Source organism: Rathayibacter sp. AY1F9, from assembly GCF_002932155.1.
Taxonomy (GTDB): Bacteria; Actinomycetota; Actinomycetes; order Actinomycetales; family Microbacteriaceae; genus Rathayibacter.
In genome coordinates, this window is record NZ_PSVA01000001.1 from 256,981 (window position 1) to 272,989 (window position 16,009).

The following is a 16,009-nucleotide window of genomic DNA, read 5'->3' on the forward strand; positions in this document are numbered from 1 at the left end:
CCGCCCGGCCGCCCGGCCGCTCAGCGCTCGAAGAACCAGCCCGACGGCCGCTCCGTGCCGCGCACGACCGTGCCGCCTCCGCCGCTCCCGCCGCGACGGCCCACCGCCAGGTAGGCGAGGCTGCCGATGAACGGCGCGATCACGATGAACGCCACCCAGGAGACCTTCGCGACCTTCGAGAGCCTCGGGTTCGACAGCACGCCCCTGATCGCGAAGAGCAGCAGCACGATGTTCAGCACGACCAGCAGGGACTGCGGATTCATCGGGGTGCTCCACGGGATCGTGCGCCGCGGTCGACCGGCGCCGGAGCGCCCGACCGGGCAGGGTGGCCCGCGATGTTTCACGAGACAGGGCATTGTCGCACGCGGCGTAGGATGGAGGGCTCATGTCAGACGTGCTCAGCATCCGCTACCCGCCCGAACTCCCCGTGTCGGCGCGGCGCGACGACATCGCCGCCGCGATCCGCGACCACCAGGTGGTCATCGTCGCCGGCGCGACCGGATCGGGCAAGACGACCCAGCTGCCGAAGATCTGCCTGGAGCTCGGCCGCGAGAGCATCGCGCACACGCAGCCCCGGCGCATCGCCGCGCGCACCATCGCCGAGCGCATCGCGGAGGAGCTCGACGACGAGGTCGGCGGGCTGGTCGGCTACCAGGTCCGGTTCACCGACAAGGCGTCCGCCTCGACGCGGATCAAGCTGATGACCGACGGCATCCTGCTCAACGAGATGAACCACGACCGGATGCTCAGCCGGTACGACACGATCATCATCGACGAGGCGCACGAGCGCAGCCTCAACATCGACTTCCTCCTGGGCTACCTGCACCGCCTGCTGCCGCAGCGCCCCGACCTGAAGGTGATCATCACCTCGGCGACGATCGATCCGCAGAGCTTCGCGGCCCACTTCGCCGACGCCGCCGGCGAGCCCGCGCCGATCATCGAGGTCTCCGGCCGCACCTACCCGGTCGAGATCCGCTACCGCCCGCTGGTCGCCGAGGAGCCGGAGGAGGACGACGACACCGACGTCCCCGACGCGACGAGCGGCAGCCGCGACCTGATGACCGGCATCGCCGACGCCCTATCCGAGCTGGCGCGCGAGGATCCGGGCGACGTCCTGGTGTTCCTCTCTGGCGAGAACGAGATCCGCGACGCCGAGGACGCCATCCGCGGTCGGAACCTGCCGGGCACCGAGGTGCTCCCCCTCTACGGGCGCCTGTCGGCGGCCGATCAGCACCGCGTCTTCGAGAAGGGGCGCACCCCCGGCGTCCGCCGCCGCGTCGTGCTCGCGACCAACGTGGCGGAGACGAGCCTCACCGTCCCCGGGATCCGCTACGTGATCGACGGCGGCACGGCCCGCATCTCGCGCTACAGCGCCCGCTCGAAGGTGCAGCGGCTGCCGATCGAGGCGGTGTCGCAGGCCTCCGCGAACCAGCGCTCCGGCCGCTCGGGCCGCACCAGCGCGGGCATCGCGATCCGCCTCTACTCCGAGGAGGACTACCTCCGCCGCCCCGAGTACACCGATCCCGAGATCCTCCGCACGGGCCTGGCCGCGGTCATCCTGCAGATGATCTCGCTCGGACTGGGCGACATCGCCTCGTTCCCGTTCCTCACTCCGCCCGACTCCCGCGGCATCAAGGACGGCCTCGACCTGCTCACGGAGCTCGGCGCCCTCCGCGTCCCCGGCTCCCCCTCCGCCGCCTCCGCCGCGCCGCGAGACGCCGCTCCGGTGCGCGGCACGCCGCCGAACGCGCACTCGAGCGGCGTCCCGCGCAAGGGGGCGGAGGCCGCGCCGCAGCTCACGCGCATCGGGCGCGACCTCGCGCGGCTCCCCATCGATCCGCGCTTCGGCCGGATGGTGATCGAGTCGCGCCGCCACGGCGTCAGCCGCGAGGTGATGGCGATCGTCGCGGGCCTCACGATCCAGGACGTCCGCGAGCGCCCTCTCGAGCGCCGCGCGCAGGCCGACCAGCAGCACGCGCGCTTCGTCGATCCCACCAGCGACTTCCTCACCCTGCTGAACCTCTGGAACTACGTCGAGGAGAAGCAGGAGGAGCTCTCCTCGAGCGCCTTCCGGCGCCTGTGCAAGGCCGAGTACCTCAACTACCTGCGCGTGCGCGAGTGGCAGGACGTGTTCCGCCAGCTGCGCCAGCTCGCGCGCCCCCTCAAGCTCGAGCTGGGCGAGCCGAAGGTCGACCCCGACGGGATCCACCGGAGCCTCCTGGCCGGCCTGCTCTCGCACCTGGGCATCAAGGACACCACCTCGCAGCAGGCGCAGCGAGCGGCGAAGAGCCGCGAGCGCCAGAACGTGCAGTACATCGGCGCCCGCAACGCGAAGTTCTCGATCTTCCCCGGCAGCGCCCTGGCCAAGAAGCTCCCCGACGCGGTGATGAGCGCCGAGCTGGTCGAGACCAGCCGCCTCTTCGCCCGCTCGAACGCCGCGATCGATCCGGCCTGGGCCGAGGCGATCGCGGGCGACCTCGTCAAGCGGCAGTTCAGCGAGCCGCACTGGGAGAAGTCGCAGGGCGCGGCCGTCGCCTACGAGAAGGTCACGCTCTACGGCGTGCCGATCATCGCCCGCCGCCGCGTCCAGTTCTCGCGGATCGACGCCTCGTACGCACGCGAGCTGTTCATCCGGCACGCCCTCGTCGAGGGCGAGTGGGAGTCGCGCCACGCCTTCGACCGCAAGAACCGGGCCCTGCGGGCCGAGCTCGAGCGGCTGGAGGAGCGCACGCGCCGCCGCGACCTGCTCGTCGACGACGAGGCCGTGTTCGACTTCTACGACCGCCGGCTCCCCCGCGACATCACCTCGGTGCGCTCGTTCGACTCCTGGTGGCGGACGACCCAGCACGACGAGCCCGATCTGCTGACGATGACGCAGGAGACGCTCCTCCCCGAGGACGCGGAGCAGATCGACGAGACCGCGTTCCCCACGCAGTGGCGCCAGGCCGACCAGCGCTTCCGCCTCTCGTACCGGTTCGAGCCGGGGACGGAGGAGGACGGAGTGACGGTGCACGTGCCGCTCGCGCTCCTGCCCCGCGTGACGCCCCTCGGCTTCGACTGGCTGGTGCCGGGACTCCGGGCCGAGCTGGTCACCGCGATGATCAAGGCGCTGCCCAAGCACCTGCGCCGGAACGTGGTGCCCGCGAACGACTGGGCGCGCAAGCTCACCGCGTCCCTGCCGCACGACGTGCCGAACCCGCCGACGGAGTCGTTCGCGGCGACCCTGGCCGGAGCGATCCGCCGCGAGGCCGGCGTGGTGGTGCAGCCCGAGGACTTCGACCTCGAGCGCATCCCCTCGCACCTGCGGGTCACCTTCGCCGTCGCCGACGAGCGGGGGCGCACGGTCGCCGCCGGCAAGGAGCTCGCCCCGCTGGCCGAGCGCCTGCGCGGCCGGGTCCGCGACGAGGTCGCCCGCGTGGTCGAGGCCCGGGTCCCCGACGCGCTCGAGCGCCGGGGCCTGAAGACCTGGGACATGCCGGAGCTGCCCCGCGTCACCGACACCCGGCAGGGCAGGAACACCATCCGCGCCTACCCCGCCCTGATCGACGACGGCGACTCGGTCTCGATCCGCCTGCTCGCCACGGCCGAGGACCAGGCGCGCGAGCACCCGCGAGGCGTCCGCCGCCTCCTCCTGCTCGCGACGCCGAGCCCCGTCGCCTACGTGCAGCAGCACCTCACCTCGAACGAGAAGCTCGTGCTCGCGCAGAGCCCGTACCAGAACACGACCGCGCTCTTCACCGACTGCCTGCTCGCCTGCGTCGACGCGGTCCTCTGGCGGATGAAGCCCGACGGGATGCTCTTCCTCCGCGCCGAGTTCGACGCCGTGCGCGACCGGGTCTCGGCGAGCGTCATGGACGCGATGTTCGAGACCGTGAAGACGGTCACGACGATCCTCACCACCGCCCGGGGCGTCGAGAAGGCGCTCAAGGCCTCGACGAGCATGGCGCTCCTGCCCGCCCTCACGGATGCGCGGGAGCAGCTCTCCGGCCTGGTCTACCCGGGCTTCGTCTCGGCGACCGGAGTGGAGCGGCTGCGGCACCTCCCGCGCTACCTCGGCGGGATCACCGAGCGCTTCGGAAAGATCGCCGAGAACGTCGGGCGCGACCGCGTCTGGCTGAACGAGGTGCAGGCGGCCCAGGAGCTCTACCGCTCGGCAGGCGGCGTCGTGCCGCTGCCCGCGCACGCCCCGGAGCGGATCGCGCGCGCCCGCTGGATGATCGAGGAGCTGCGGGTGAGCTTCTTCGCGCAGTCGCTCGGCACCGCCGAGAGCGTGTCGCTGCAGCGGATCCGCAAGGTGCTGGCCGGCTGACGCGCCCCTCCGCCGAGGGAACCGCGACCCGTCGAGGGACCCTCGGGCAGCGGTCTCCCTCGACGAACCGCAGTCCCCTCCGGAGCGCTAGTGTCGTCCGGTGGGCAGCTACACCGATCTCCTGAAGACCCCCGGGGTGGGGCGCATCATCCTCGCGCAGCTGACCGCGCGCTTCCCGTTCGGGATGCTCTCGCTGGCGTTCCTCCTGCACGTGGAGCGGGTGCACCACTCCTACGCCGCCGCCGGCCTGGTGCTCGGCTCGATGTCGATCGGGCAGGCCATCGCCGGGCCGCTGACCAGCCGCCTGATGGGGCGGCTCGGGATGCGCCGCGTGCTGACGATCACCCTCGTGGTCTGCGCGGGCGCGATCATCGCGATGGCCGTGCTCCCGCTCGAGGTGTGGCAGTTCGTCGTGATCGGGTTCGTCGCCGGCCTGAGCATGCCGCCGGTGCAGCCGGCCGTGCGGACCATCTACCCCAAGATGGTCACCAGCTCGCAGCTGACCCCGCTCTTCTCGCTCGACGCCTCCGCGCAGGAGATCATCTGGGTGCTCGGCCCGGTGCTGGCGACGCTCGTGTCGATCCAGGTGTCGACGGTCGCGGGCATCCTGACCGCCGCCGCGTTCCTGATCGGCGGCGGGATCTGGTTCATCGCCTCGCCCGAGGTGGGCCGCGTCCGCATCCCGCGCTCGAAGCGCCGCCTCGGCGTGGTGCTCACGAAGCCCCCGGTGCTGCTGGCCACGGTCGTCGGCTTCCTCCTGATCGGCGCCTGCTCGGCGGTCGAGGCGGGCGTGGTCGCGGTGTTCGGCGAGGGCGGAGTCGAGTCGGGTGTCGTGCTCGCCGTGTTCGCGGCGGGCTCCCTGGTCGGCGGCCTCGCCCTCGGCCACATCCCGATCAGCCGGTGGGCGACCGCGCGGCGGATGCTGATCGTCACGGTCGGCATGGGCCTGGCGGCGGTCTCGACCGACTTCTGGTGGCTGTGCGTCACGCTGTTCCTCGCCGGCATCGGCATCGCCCCCGCTCTCGCGGCGCTGTTCGCGATCACCGCCTCGAGCGTGCGCTTCTCGGACACGGCGGAGGCCTACGGCTGGGTCGGCACCGGTCAGCTGATCGGCGCGGCGCTGGGCTCCGCGATCGCCGGCGTGCAGATCGACCAGGCCGGGCCGACCGCCGCCATCGTCGTCGCCGCTGCCTTCGCCCTGGTCGGCTTCCTGGTGCCCCTGCTCGGCCGCCGGTACCACCCGGATCTCCGCGGGCGCGACGCCAGCCCGCTGCCCGACACCGAGCCGGTCACGCTGCCCTCCTAGGCCGCCACCCCGGTTGTCCGGCGCCTGTCGGACACCCTAGGGTGAAGGCCCACGACGACGAGGGGACGGCATGGGACTGCGGGAGGACGCGGAGGAGCTGGTGCGCGAGCACCGGCGCGCCGCCGCCCGGACCGACCTCCTCGACCCCTGGTCCGATCCGGAGACCCCGGAGTGGTGCACGGAGCTCGCCGCCGCGCTCTGGCAGGGGTCCTTCCGCCCGAGTCCCGTCTACTTCCGCCGCGAGGAGTCCTCTCACGCCTGGCGCGGCCCGCACTCGACCCGCCTGCACCACCTCGGCTACGGGTGGCAGCTCACCGCGCACCGCGAGCAGCACGGGGTCGTCGCCTCCGAGACGGCGGTGGTCCTCGAGACGGGCTCCCTCTGGCGCGGACTCGGCATCGGCCGGCGCCCCGTGCGCGCGCTCCGCGGCCGGCTCGGCGTCGAGGGCCTGCAGGCGGGCCACGACGTGCACTTCGCCGCGCGCGGCATCGACGAGCGCAGTGACGCGGAGCGCGCCGAGCGGCGCCTCCTCTTCGGGGTGGCCGGTCTCGCGGCGCTGATCGAGGACGACGTGCACGTGGGACCGCACGGCGAGCTCGACTGGAGCGTCTGAGGCGCGTGCCAGCATGGGAGGCATGAGCGTCCCCCTGATCCCCCTCAACGACGGCCGCGCGATCCCCCAGCTCGGGCTCGGCGTCTACAAGATCGGCGACGGGGAGGCGGCCCGCACGGTCGCCGTCGCCCTGGAGGCCGGCTACCGGCACGTCGACACCGCCACCCTCTACGGCAACGAGCGCGGAGTCGGCGAGGGGATCCGCGCGAGCGGCCTCCCCCGCGAGCAGGTCTTCGTGACGACCAAGGTCTGGAACGACGACCACGGCTTCGACGAGACGCTCGCCGCCTTCGACCGGAGCCTCGAGCTGCTCGGCACCGACTACGTCGACCTCTACCTCGTGCACTGGCCGATCCCCTCGCGCGACCGCTACGTCGACACCTACCGCGCCCTCGAGCGCCTGCAGAGCGAGGGGCGGGCCCGCTCGATCGGCGTCTCGAATTTCGCCGAGGAGCACGTGCAGCGCCTGCTCGACGAGACGGGAGTGGTGCCGGCGATCAACCAGGTCGAGCTGCACCCGCGGCTGCCCCAGGAGGAGCTGCGCACCTTCGACGCCGCCCACGGGATCGTCACCGAGGCGTGGTCGCCGCTGGCCCGCGGGCGCCTCCTCGACGAGCCGGCCCTGGCCCGCGTCGCCGCGAAGCACGGCGTCTCGCCGGCGCAGGCGGTGCTGCGCTGGCACGTGCAGCTCGGCGTCGTCGTGATCCCGAAGTCGGTGACGCCGGAGCGGATCCGCGAGAACCTGGACGTCTTCGGCTTCGCCCTGGACGACGAGGACCTCGCCGCGATCGCCGGGCTCGCGACCGGTGAGCGCACCGGCCGCGACCCGCGCTTCGACTGAGGCTCCGGCGATGACGGCGGGCAGGGTCCTGCTCCTGCACGGCCTGGGCGGCTCGGGCCGCACCTGGTGGCGGCTGAGCCGCGAGCTGACCGCGGCGGGCTGGAGCGTCTCCGCTCCCGACCTGCGCGGACACGGCGACGGGCCGCGCGGCGGCTCCGCCCGCCACGACGCCTACGCCGACGACGCCCTCGCGCGGGGACCGTTCGACCTCGTCGTCGGGCACTCGCTCGGCGGAGCGGTCGCGGTGCGCGCCGCCGCCCGCGAGTCCGGCTGGGCGGGGCGCCTGGCGCTGCTGGACCCGGTGCTCCGGCTCGCCCCGGAGCAGCGGGCCGCCGTCCGCGCGGGCGAGCTCGCCGGTCTCGCGGTCTCGGCCGAGGAGCTCGCTGTCGCGCAGCCGCTCTGGGACGAGCGGGACCGGGCCGAGAAGCTCGCCGCGGTGCGGGCCGCCGATCCGGCCGCGGTCGCCGCGACGATCGACGACAACGACCCGTGGGACCTGCTGGCGGACCTGCCGGGCCTCCGCCCGCCGGTCCTCGTGCTGGCCGGCGACCCGCAGGTCGAGACGCTGCTCCCTCCCTCCCTCGCCGCCCTGGTGCTGCGCGCGAATCCGCGCATCCGGTACGCGGTCGTGGCGGGCGCAGGTCACAGCCCCCACCGCGACCGTCCGGAGGAGACGCTCGCGATGCTCCGCGAGTGGGCCGAGAGCCCGGCGACGGCCTGACCGGCCCGCCGGCCGGTCCGTGTTTCGTCCGGATGAAATCTGGCAGGGGGGACTGGGCCGCACCGTTTCCTGTGAATACCCTCGCAGAGGACGCGATCCCCTCCCAGTCTCGGGAGGCCCGCGTCGGGGCCGCCGACGCGGCGGCCCGTTCTCGAGGAGAGGGAGCCCCAGTGGCGCGAACCACCACGAACACCCCGAGTGGCCGCCGACGCCGCTCGCTGATCGGCTCGAGCGCGATGATCGGAGCGGGCGCCCTCGTCGCCGGCTTCGCCTTCGCGCCGACGGCGAGCGCCGTCGAGCCGGTCGACTTCGCCGACACCGTCACCGTCGACGGCATCATGACCCACCTGGAGGCGCTCCAGTCGATCGCGGACGCCAACGGCGGCACCCGCGCGATCGGCACTCCGGGCTACGAGCTGAGCGGCGCGTACGTCGAGGAGGTCCTCGCGGACGCCGGCTACACGACGCAGCGCCAGGACTTCACCACCGCGACGCAGACGATCGACGCGTTCACGCTGACCACCGGCACCGGCGCCGTCGGCACGCCGATGGAGTTCACTCCGTCGACGCCCGAGGGCGGCGTGACCGGCGAGCTCATCGCCCCCGTCGATCCGCTCGGCTGCACCACGGACGCCTGGACCGGCCTCGACGCCACCGGGAAGATCGCGCTCGTCAGCCGCGGCTCCTGCAGCTTCCTCGAGAAGTCGGTCGCCGCCGGTGCCGCCGGCGCCGCCGCGATCATCATCTACGACAACGCGCCGAGCGACGCCCTCAACGGGACGTTCGGCGGACAGGACGCGGCCGCCGTCCCCGGCGTCGGCGTCACGCAGGCCGAGGGGCAGGCGCTGCTGGCGTCGCTCCCCGCGAGCGTCTCGGTCCTCATCGACCAGACGACGACCGAGGTGGAGACCTTCAACATCGTCACGGAGACGCCGGGCGGCGACCACGACAACGTGGTCATGCTCGGCGCGCACCTCGACAGCGTGCCCGCCGGCCCCGGCATCAACGACAACGGCTCCGGATCCGCGACGCTGCTCGAGACGGCCGTGCAGCTGGCCGCCGCGGGCGACACGACCAACGCGGTCCGCTTCGCCTGGTGGGGCGCCGAGGAGGTGGGCCTGGTCGGCTCCTACACCTACGTCGACTCCCTGACGGAGGAGGACGCCTCGAAGATCGCGACCTACATGAACTTCGACATGGTCGCCTCGCCGAACTACGTGATCTCCGTCTACGACGCGGACCAGTCCACCTACGAGGCCCCCGTGGACGTGCCCGCCGGCTCGATCGCGACCGAGAAGGCGTTCACCGACTACTTCGACTCGATCGACCAGCCCTGGATCGACACCGCGTTCGACGGCCGCAGCGACTACGACGGCTTCATCTCGGTCGGCATCCCGTCCTCGGGCGTCTTCACCGGCGCTGACGACGTCAAGACGGAGGAGGAGGTCGCGCTGTTCGGCGGCACCGCCGGCATCACGCACGACCCGAACTACCACTCCGCCGCCGACGACATCGACAACATCAACCAGGAGGCGCTCGGCATCACGTCGAAGGCCATCGCCTTCGTGACCGCCTCGTTCGCCGCGGACACCTCCGCGATCGACGCCGAGAAGGACCCGACCACGCCGACCCCGACGCCGGAGCCCACCGTGGCCCCGACCGCCGAGCCGACCGTCGCTCCGACCGCGCAGCCGACCGTCGCCCCGACGACCGCGCCCACCACCGCGCCGACGGCCGCTCCCGCCCCGAGCAGCACGCCGACCGCCGTGGCGCCGCACCCCGGCGGCCGCCCGCCCCTGGCCTCGACGGGAGCCGACGTCGGCCTGCCGCTGGGTCTCGGCGGACTGCTGATCGCCGGCGGCGTCGGCGGGCTCCTGCTCGCCGCGCTGCGCCGCCGGAGCGCCGAGCGCGGCTAGCCGCCACCGCCCCGGAGCCGTCCGGCCGTCGCTCCGCGACGACCGGGCGGCTCCGTCGTTCCGCCCTGAGGGGACCCCGGACCGTCGAGCTGCGGCGGGTCCCTTCGACGGTCGGGGGCTCCCTCACGTCCGACAGGGCTTCCGGCGGCCGGGGGACACGGTGTTCACTGGGCGCATGCGAGCCATCTGGAAGGGCGCGATCACCTTCGGCCTGGTCAACGTGCCGGTGAAGATCTACAGCGCGACCGAGGACCACGACATCCCGCTGCACCAGGTCCACGACAAGGACGGCGGACGGATCCGGTATCAGCGCAAGTGCGAGATCTGCGGCGAGGTCGTCACCTTCGACCACATCGACAAGGCCTACGACGACGGCGAGCGCACCGTGGTCCTGTCCAAGGACGAGCTCAAGGCGCTGCCGGAGGAGCGCGACCGCGAGATCGACGTCGTGCAGTTCGTGCCCAGCGAGCAGGTCGACCCGATCATGTTCGACCGCGCCTACATCCTGGAGCCCGACTCCTCCTCCCCCAAGGCCTACGTCCTGCTGCGCCGCACCCTCGAGCAGACGGACCGCACCGCGATCGTCGAGTTCGCGCTGCGGCAGAAGACCCGCCTCGCCGCGCTGCGCGTGCGCGGCAAGCTCCTGATGCTGCAGACCCTGCTCTGGGCGGACGAGGTGCGGGAGGTCGAGTTCCCGTCGCTGGAGGGCACCACTCGGATCGCGGCGCGCGAGCTCGAGATGTCGGCGCACCTGGTCGACTCCTACTCGGAGGACTTCGACGCGTCGAAGTTCCAGGACTCCTACCAGGCCGAGCTGCGCACCCTCATCGACGCGAAGATCGAGCAGGGCGACGCCCTCGACACCTCCGCGACCTTCGGCGAGAAGCCCGAGGAGGAGGGCGGCGGCGAGGTGCTCGACCTGATGGAGGCGCTGAAGCGCTCGGTCGAGCGCAGCCGCGGGGCGAAGGCGGGGGCGAAGGCGGACCCCGAGGAGAAGGCGCCGGCGAAGAAGCGGACGACGAGGAAGAAGGCCGACGAGGACGCCTCGGCCGACGAGGACTCGGCGCCGAGGAAGACCGCCGCCAAGAAGCCGCCGGCGAAGAAGAGCGCCGCGAAGACCGACGACGAGAAGGCCGCTCCGGAGAAGATCACCCCGAAGAAGAAGCCCGCCGCGAAGAAGGCGGCCTCGACGGCCGAAGCGGAGGAGGAGAAGGCGGCTTCCTGAGCCCCCGCTCCCCCTCGACCTCAGCCGAGGCGGACCGCCGCGCGACTCACGCGCACCACTCGTAGGGCGGGACCGAGCCCTCGGCGAGGGTGATGCCGTCCACGTAGTCCCGCTCGAGGTGGAAGAAGAGCGAGCTGCCGGACGCCCCGCTGACCACGGCGTAGTCGCCGTACATCTCGTCGCGCATCACCGCCATATCGGGGTGCGCGGCCAGCAGCTCCGCGAGGGACGAGCCGAAGCCGATGTCGCGCCAGCTCCGCGGGGCCGGCGCGAAGGCCGACGAGCCCTGGACCACGACCATCAGGACCCGGTGCTCGTCGCTGTCCGCCCGGGCCACGACGTCCACGGAGACGGCGTCGCTCCCGGTGTCGATGTACCGGGCCCACGTGCAGTACTCGGGCAGCCCCTCGCTGACGAGCGGCACGTCGACCTCCACGTCGTCGAACGACTCGCCGAGCCCGATCGGCCCCACGGCGTCGAGCGTCACCTCCCAGGACGAGACGAGCGACGTCGTGAGGCTGGCCGCCGAGGCGTCGGGTCCGCAGGTGCAGACGACGATGCGGCGGATCGTCCCCGCGACCGCTCCGCCGCTGGAGCCGTCGTAGACGATCCGGTAGCCGCTCGCGCTGCCCGGGGCGGCGGCGAAGTCGGCCGACCAGCCGTCGTCGACGGCGACCGGCGCGGACGGAGCGCCGTAGATCGCCTGCGCGGCGGCGACATCGGCGCCGACCGCGACCCCGTCCGCGGTCGATGCTCCGGTCCTCGGGGTGATGGCGGTGAGCACGCCACCGCGGAACTCGAGCGTCGCGAAGGAGCACTCGACCAGGACGACCTCGACGGTCTCGCTCGTCACCGAGAAGCCGTCGAGCGCGAAGCGCGCCTGCTCGAGGGTCATCCCGAGGCGGGCCCTGCCGTAGCCCTCGGCCGTCACGAGGTCGCCGGTCGCGGTCGCCGCCCGCAGCCGTGCTGCGAGCTGGTCAGCGTCGGCCGCGTCGACGTAGCTGCCGGAGCCGAGGGTCGCGATGCACTGCAGCTGCGACTGCGCCTGCTCGTCGGCGTCGACCGCGAAGCCGATGACCTCGATCGAGAGCAGCGGATGCGCCTTCAGCACCTCGCCCGCGACCTCGCAGGAGGACGGCGGCGAGCAGGTGTCGACGCCGTCGCTGACGAGGACGATCGTCGCCAGCTCGTCGGTGGGCAGCTGCTCCGCCGCCGAGCGCAGCGCCGGGCCGATCGGGGTGAAGCCCGACTCGACGATGCCGGCGATCGCCGCCGTGAAGCCGACGGTGTCGACGGGCTGGACCGGCTGGAGGACGGTCACGTCGGAGCAGCCGGCCGCCCGCTCGGCGTCCGAGTTGCCGGTGCCGGTGCCGAAGACCGTCAGCCCGAGCTCGCTCGCCGGATCGAGTCCCTGGACGAGGGTCGTCGCGGCGGCCCGGGCGGCGTCCATGCGGGTGCCGCCCGTCGGGACGTCGCGGACCATCGAGCCGGAGGCGTCGAGGATGAGCATCGTCGGGACGCCGCCCGGGTCCGGGTCCGGGGCCGCGGCGGGGGCGTCGGCGGCCGGGATTCCGGCGGCGCTCGGGACGGCGTCGACCGGCTCCGGGTCGACCGCGGCGTTCGTCGAGGGCTCCACCGCAGCGCCGGGGAAGGGCAGGCCGGAGCCGCCACCGAGGAGCGTCGGCACCGTCAGCACGGCGCCCGTCACGAGCGTCAGCAGCACGAGCGCGCCGGCGGCGGTCGGCAGGATCCAGGCCCTGCTGCCTGCGGGGCGCGGGGAGCCGGAGGAGCGTGGGGTCATCGTGTCGTCCTCGGAGTCGGAGCGGGTGGCGAAGAAGAAGACGTCGGCGTCATGTGGAGCGCTCGCCGATCAGCACGTCGGCGATCACGAGACGCGTGCCGTCCCAGCGCATCGTCGCGGTGACCGGGCGGGTGGGCTGCGAGCCGCCGAGGTCCTCCCAGTACCAGGAGACTCGGAAGCCTCCATAGGCGTCGGCAGTCAGGTCGAGCACCTGGTCGCGATAGCCGCCAGGGACGATCTCGGGAAGTCCGATCGCATCGAGGACGCGTCCGTCGGCAGCGTAGAAGACGAGTGAGTCGGGCCAGTTGACTCCGCCGTGGCTGCAGCCGATCACCGAGACGCCAGCGGCGTCCGCGGTGGTCGGTGCTGCGAGGACGGCGAGGTGCGCCCCCGTCGAGACGCCCTCGTCGTGCAGGTACACGCCGCCCGGCTCGTCCGCGGGAGTCGGCAGGACGCCGTCGACGAGGGTCCCCGCGTCGAACTCGCAGAGCGCCGGCACAGGAGCGGAGGAGAAGAAGGCGGGCGAGAGCGCCGTCGCCGGCGCCTCCGGCAGGCCGTCCTGCGAGAGCGCCCACAGGCCGGTCGGCTCGGGGTCCGGCGTTACGGGCGTGCCGGAGGCGTAGCCGACCGCGGACGCCCCGTCCGCTCGGTTCTGCAGAGCCAGCAACGCGGATCGGGCGAGCCGCTCGGCGACCGCCTTGCCGAGCCCGGAGGAGTCCGGCGACTGCACGAGCCGGAAGACCTGGAGCACGTTCCCCGTGGTCGCCGTGACCACGGCCGTCGTGACTCCGACGTCGTCGCTGCGGACGCCGGCGAACCAGTGCACCGCATCGTCGGGCCCGTCCGAGGGCGCGGACCCGGTCCCGCTCTCGATCCAGGTCGTCGTCCGGAGCAGGTCGTAGTCCTGCGATCGCTCCTCGATGCGGTGGCAGCGCCCCGACGCACGCAGCAGATCGCCGTAGCGGTCCGCGGCAGCAGTCACGCTGGGCAGCAGGAGCAGCTCGCTCTCGAAGCCGGCGCCCGTGCGCGAGCGGTACCCGGCGGGGTGGAGAGCGTCGGCGTCGAGGATCGCCCGGCAGCTCTCCGGCTCGATCCCTCCACCGAGGAAGTCGGTGACCCGCTCGACGCCGAGCTCACCGTCGCCGGGGTCCACTCCGGTCAGCTCGCCGAGGACGCTCCCGCCGACGACGAGCGCCTCGAGCTCGGACGCGAGGTACGTCTCGTCGCCGGTGAGGGCGGCGGGGCTCGCGGGCACGACTCCGGAGGCGACGTCGCGGACGACGCCGCTCCCCCACGGCGTCGCGAGCGCCGCCCATGCGCCGGCGGCGACGACGAGCGCGGCGACGGTCGCGGTGACCGCGACGGAGACGGAGCGGCCGGCCATGTCAGACCGTCGAGCCGGACAGCGCGAGCCGCGTCCGCTCAGGCACGGGTCTCCCCGAGCAGCGACATCGCATTCTGCGCGTAGGCCTCGAAAGTGACGTCCCGCCCTTTCTCCTCCCAGTGCCGGCCGGCTCGGCGCTGCCCGACCACGCCGTTCGCCCATCCGAACGCGTCGGCGCTCCCACCTGCAGCTCGCTCGAGCATGGCGATGTCAGGGGCCTCGACGCGACTGAAGATCGTCGACCAGGCGATGACCGCGCCTGGCTCAGGGAGCACGACGTCGACGGAGCCGTCCGGCCGGAAAGAGAAGAGGAGGAGGCAGCCCGGCGCGTCACGCGAGGAGAGGCAGACCAGGATGGTCGTCCGCTCCCCGCTCCTCATCAGCACCCGGGCGACCCGGAGCCGATCGGGGCTTTCGGGAAGCCGTCGGAGCGCCGATCGCACCTCCTCCAGCGCCGCCTCCTCCACCGTCGCGCCCAGCGCGCTGCGGGCAGCGAGTGTCGCCCCTCCCACATCCGCGACCGCGTCCGCCGAGAGCAGATCGCCGCCGAAGAGCCCGCTCGTGAGCGCCGAAGCGAGAACCTCGCGACGGTCCTCGGCCTGAGCCAGGAACAGCAGCTCAGCCGAGAACAAGGTGCTGATCGTCTTCACAGCTTCGTCCCCATCCAGTAGAAGAAGTCGTTCGTCGTGCCCGCTACTCCGTCGACGATCGACAGACCGAAGCCGCCGAGGCCCTCGTAGCGCTCGGCGAGTCGGATGTGCTGCTCAGGGGTCAGAGTGTCGAACGATGCGCTGTCACCGAACATGAACCGTGCGCCCTGATCGAGGGCACCTCCTGGGCTGTCGTAGAAGGTGTTCACGCCCTGGTAGATGCCGGTGCCGATGAGCTTGCCGCCTTCCCACGCGAGGCCCGCGCCCGGGATGAAGAGTCCGGCGACTCCCGCAAGGGTGTCCAGAGCCGCTTCCACCTGTCCCCCGTATCCCCGTCTCGTACCGCGGAGTAGAGGTCCCAACCGTTGAAGAGGAATCCGATGGCACTGGCGACACCGCCGAGCGACTTGAACTCCTTGAGCACATCGTCGATGGAGTTCATCCCGGTCCCGCCGGCGTCGACGATCTTCTGCAGGGCCTTGAGATAGGCGGCGCCGTCCGAAGCGAGTCCGTGAACTCCGAGGAGCGCCCTGATCGCCTCGGAGAAGTCCTCCAGCGAGATCTGCCCGACCGTGGTCCCGTCCGGGCGGCCTCCACCGAGTCGAGTACCGCCGTCGCGAGCGCTCGCGCGTTCCTGCTGCTCAGCCTGCTTCAGGACGTCCCGCGAGATGCGCTCGAGGGCGTCCGAGGCGCTCTGCACCTGGCGGCTGTACTCGCTGTCCCACAGCATCCGGAACCGCACGGCCACCGGGCCCATCCAGGCGGCGATGCGGATGCCGCTCCCGATGCGCTGGCGCGAGCCGTTCAGCTGGTCGCTGGCGGACTGGAGCCGCCGCGCCAGGTCGCGCAGCTGCGCCATATCGGCGCCGTACATTCCACTGCTCATCACTTCTCCTCCTCGACGCTCTCGGACGACCGGAGGGGCGGGATCCTGTCGGAACCCGCCCCCGTCGGGTCATCCGTTCGAGACGCTCTCCTGCGCCGACGCGTTCTGCGAGGCGCGCTGCGAAGCGTCCTGCAGCGCGTTGATGACGCGGTTGAGTGCCGCCACGTGCGTGCTCGACCAGTCGTTGCGGAACTGCTCCGCGTCCGGTCCCGTCCACTGCGTGTTGCCGAGCTGGTTCGTGAGGGTCGAGAGCACCTGCTGGATCGTGCTCGCCTCCTGGTTGAGCTTGCTCGAGAGCTGGCGGACCTGCTCGACGTCGAGTCCCCAAACGGCCATGGTGTTCGTCCTTTCGTCGTT

14 protein-coding genes are annotated in these 16,009 nt (G+C 72.5%); 7 read left to right on the forward strand and 7 right to left on the reverse strand.

Annotation, left to right across the window (positions count from 1 at the left end):
- Positions 1 to 20: 20 nt before the first annotated feature.
- Positions 21 to 263 carry a PLDc N-terminal domain-containing protein gene (locus tag C5C37_RS01220; protein ID WP_160033960.1) on the reverse strand — a complete coding sequence of 81 codons (243 nt, stop codon included), beginning with the start codon at positions 261 to 263 and terminating at the stop codon, positions 21 to 23.
- A gap of 122 nt (positions 264 to 385) precedes the next feature.
- Between C5C37_RS01220 and hrpA the strand changes: the two genes are divergently transcribed.
- The 7 genes from hrpA (at position 386) to C5C37_RS01255 (ending at position 10,931) form a co-directional block, all read left to right on the forward strand.
- Positions 386 to 4,309: an ATP-dependent RNA helicase HrpA gene (gene hrpA / locus C5C37_RS01225; protein ID WP_104338292.1), complete on the forward strand. Its 3,924-nt coding sequence runs from the start codon at positions 386 to 388 to the stop codon at positions 4,307 to 4,309.
- 100 nt (positions 4,310 to 4,409) lie between these two features.
- The gene (locus C5C37_RS01230; RefSeq protein ID WP_104222308.1) at positions 4,410 to 5,615 is read left to right on the forward strand and encodes an MFS transporter; all 1,206 of its coding nucleotides are present in this window, start codon (positions 4,410 to 4,412) and stop codon (positions 5,613 to 5,615) included.
- 70 nt (positions 5,616 to 5,685) lie between these two features.
- Positions 5,686 to 6,228 (forward strand): hypothetical protein, encoded by a 543-nt coding sequence (locus C5C37_RS01235; protein ID WP_104233702.1) that lies wholly within the window; start codon positions 5,686 to 5,688, stop codon positions 6,226 to 6,228.
- Positions 6,229 to 6,250: 22 nt separating this feature from the next.
- Positions 6,251 to 7,069 (forward strand): aldo/keto reductase, encoded by an 819-nt coding sequence (locus C5C37_RS01240; RefSeq protein WP_104262863.1) that lies wholly within the window; start codon positions 6,251 to 6,253, stop codon positions 7,067 to 7,069.
- Positions 7,070 to 7,079: 10 nt separating this feature from the next.
- Positions 7,080 to 7,790, forward strand: coding sequence for an alpha/beta fold hydrolase (locus C5C37_RS01245; protein WP_146084575.1), 711 nt, complete (start codon positions 7,080 to 7,082; stop codon positions 7,788 to 7,790).
- Positions 7,791 to 7,960: 170 nt separating this feature from the next.
- Positions 7,961 to 9,706, forward strand: coding sequence for a M28 family peptidase (locus tag C5C37_RS01250; protein WP_104338293.1), 1,746 nt, complete (start codon positions 7,961 to 7,963; stop codon positions 9,704 to 9,706).
- Positions 9,707 to 9,881: 175 nt separating this feature from the next.
- Complete coding sequence (locus C5C37_RS01255; RefSeq protein ID WP_104262866.1) at positions 9,882 to 10,931, forward strand: Ku protein; 1,050 nt, start codon at positions 9,882 to 9,884, stop codon at positions 10,929 to 10,931.
- 46 nt (positions 10,932 to 10,977) lie between these two features.
- Here the strand turns inward: C5C37_RS01255 and C5C37_RS01260 are convergent, their stop codons facing one another.
- From C5C37_RS01260 to C5C37_RS01280, 6 genes are all read right to left on the reverse strand, one after another.
- Complete coding sequence (locus C5C37_RS01260; protein ID WP_104338294.1) at positions 10,978 to 12,732, reverse strand: VWA domain-containing protein; 1,755 nt, start codon at positions 12,730 to 12,732, stop codon at positions 10,978 to 10,980.
- Positions 12,733 to 12,781: 49 nt separating this feature from the next.
- Positions 12,782 to 14,116 carry a hypothetical protein gene (locus C5C37_RS01265; protein WP_104338295.1) on the reverse strand — a complete coding sequence of 445 codons (1,335 nt, stop codon included), beginning with the start codon at positions 14,114 to 14,116 and terminating at the stop codon, positions 12,782 to 12,784.
- 38 nt (positions 14,117 to 14,154) lie between these two features.
- Positions 14,155 to 14,766: a hypothetical protein gene (locus C5C37_RS01270; protein ID WP_104222297.1), complete on the reverse strand. Its 612-nt coding sequence runs from the start codon at positions 14,764 to 14,766 to the stop codon at positions 14,155 to 14,157.
- On the reverse strand, positions 14,763 to 14,921 hold the full coding sequence (locus C5C37_RS17305) for a hypothetical protein (RefSeq protein ID WP_181127342.1): 159 nt from the start codon (positions 14,919 to 14,921) through the stop codon (positions 14,763 to 14,765). The genes C5C37_RS01270 and C5C37_RS17305 overlap by 4 nt, the downstream gene beginning before the upstream one ends.
- 50 nt (positions 14,922 to 14,971) lie before the next feature.
- Positions 14,972 to 15,640 (reverse strand): WXG100 family type VII secretion target, encoded by a 669-nt coding sequence (locus C5C37_RS01275; RefSeq protein WP_146085140.1) that lies wholly within the window; start codon positions 15,638 to 15,640, stop codon positions 14,972 to 14,974.
- Positions 15,641 to 15,721: 81 nt separating this feature from the next.
- Complete coding sequence (locus tag C5C37_RS01280) at positions 15,722 to 15,988, reverse strand: WXG100 family type VII secretion target (RefSeq protein ID WP_104222293.1); 267 nt, start codon at positions 15,986 to 15,988, stop codon at positions 15,722 to 15,724.
- Positions 15,989 to 16,009 lie beyond the last annotated feature (21 nt).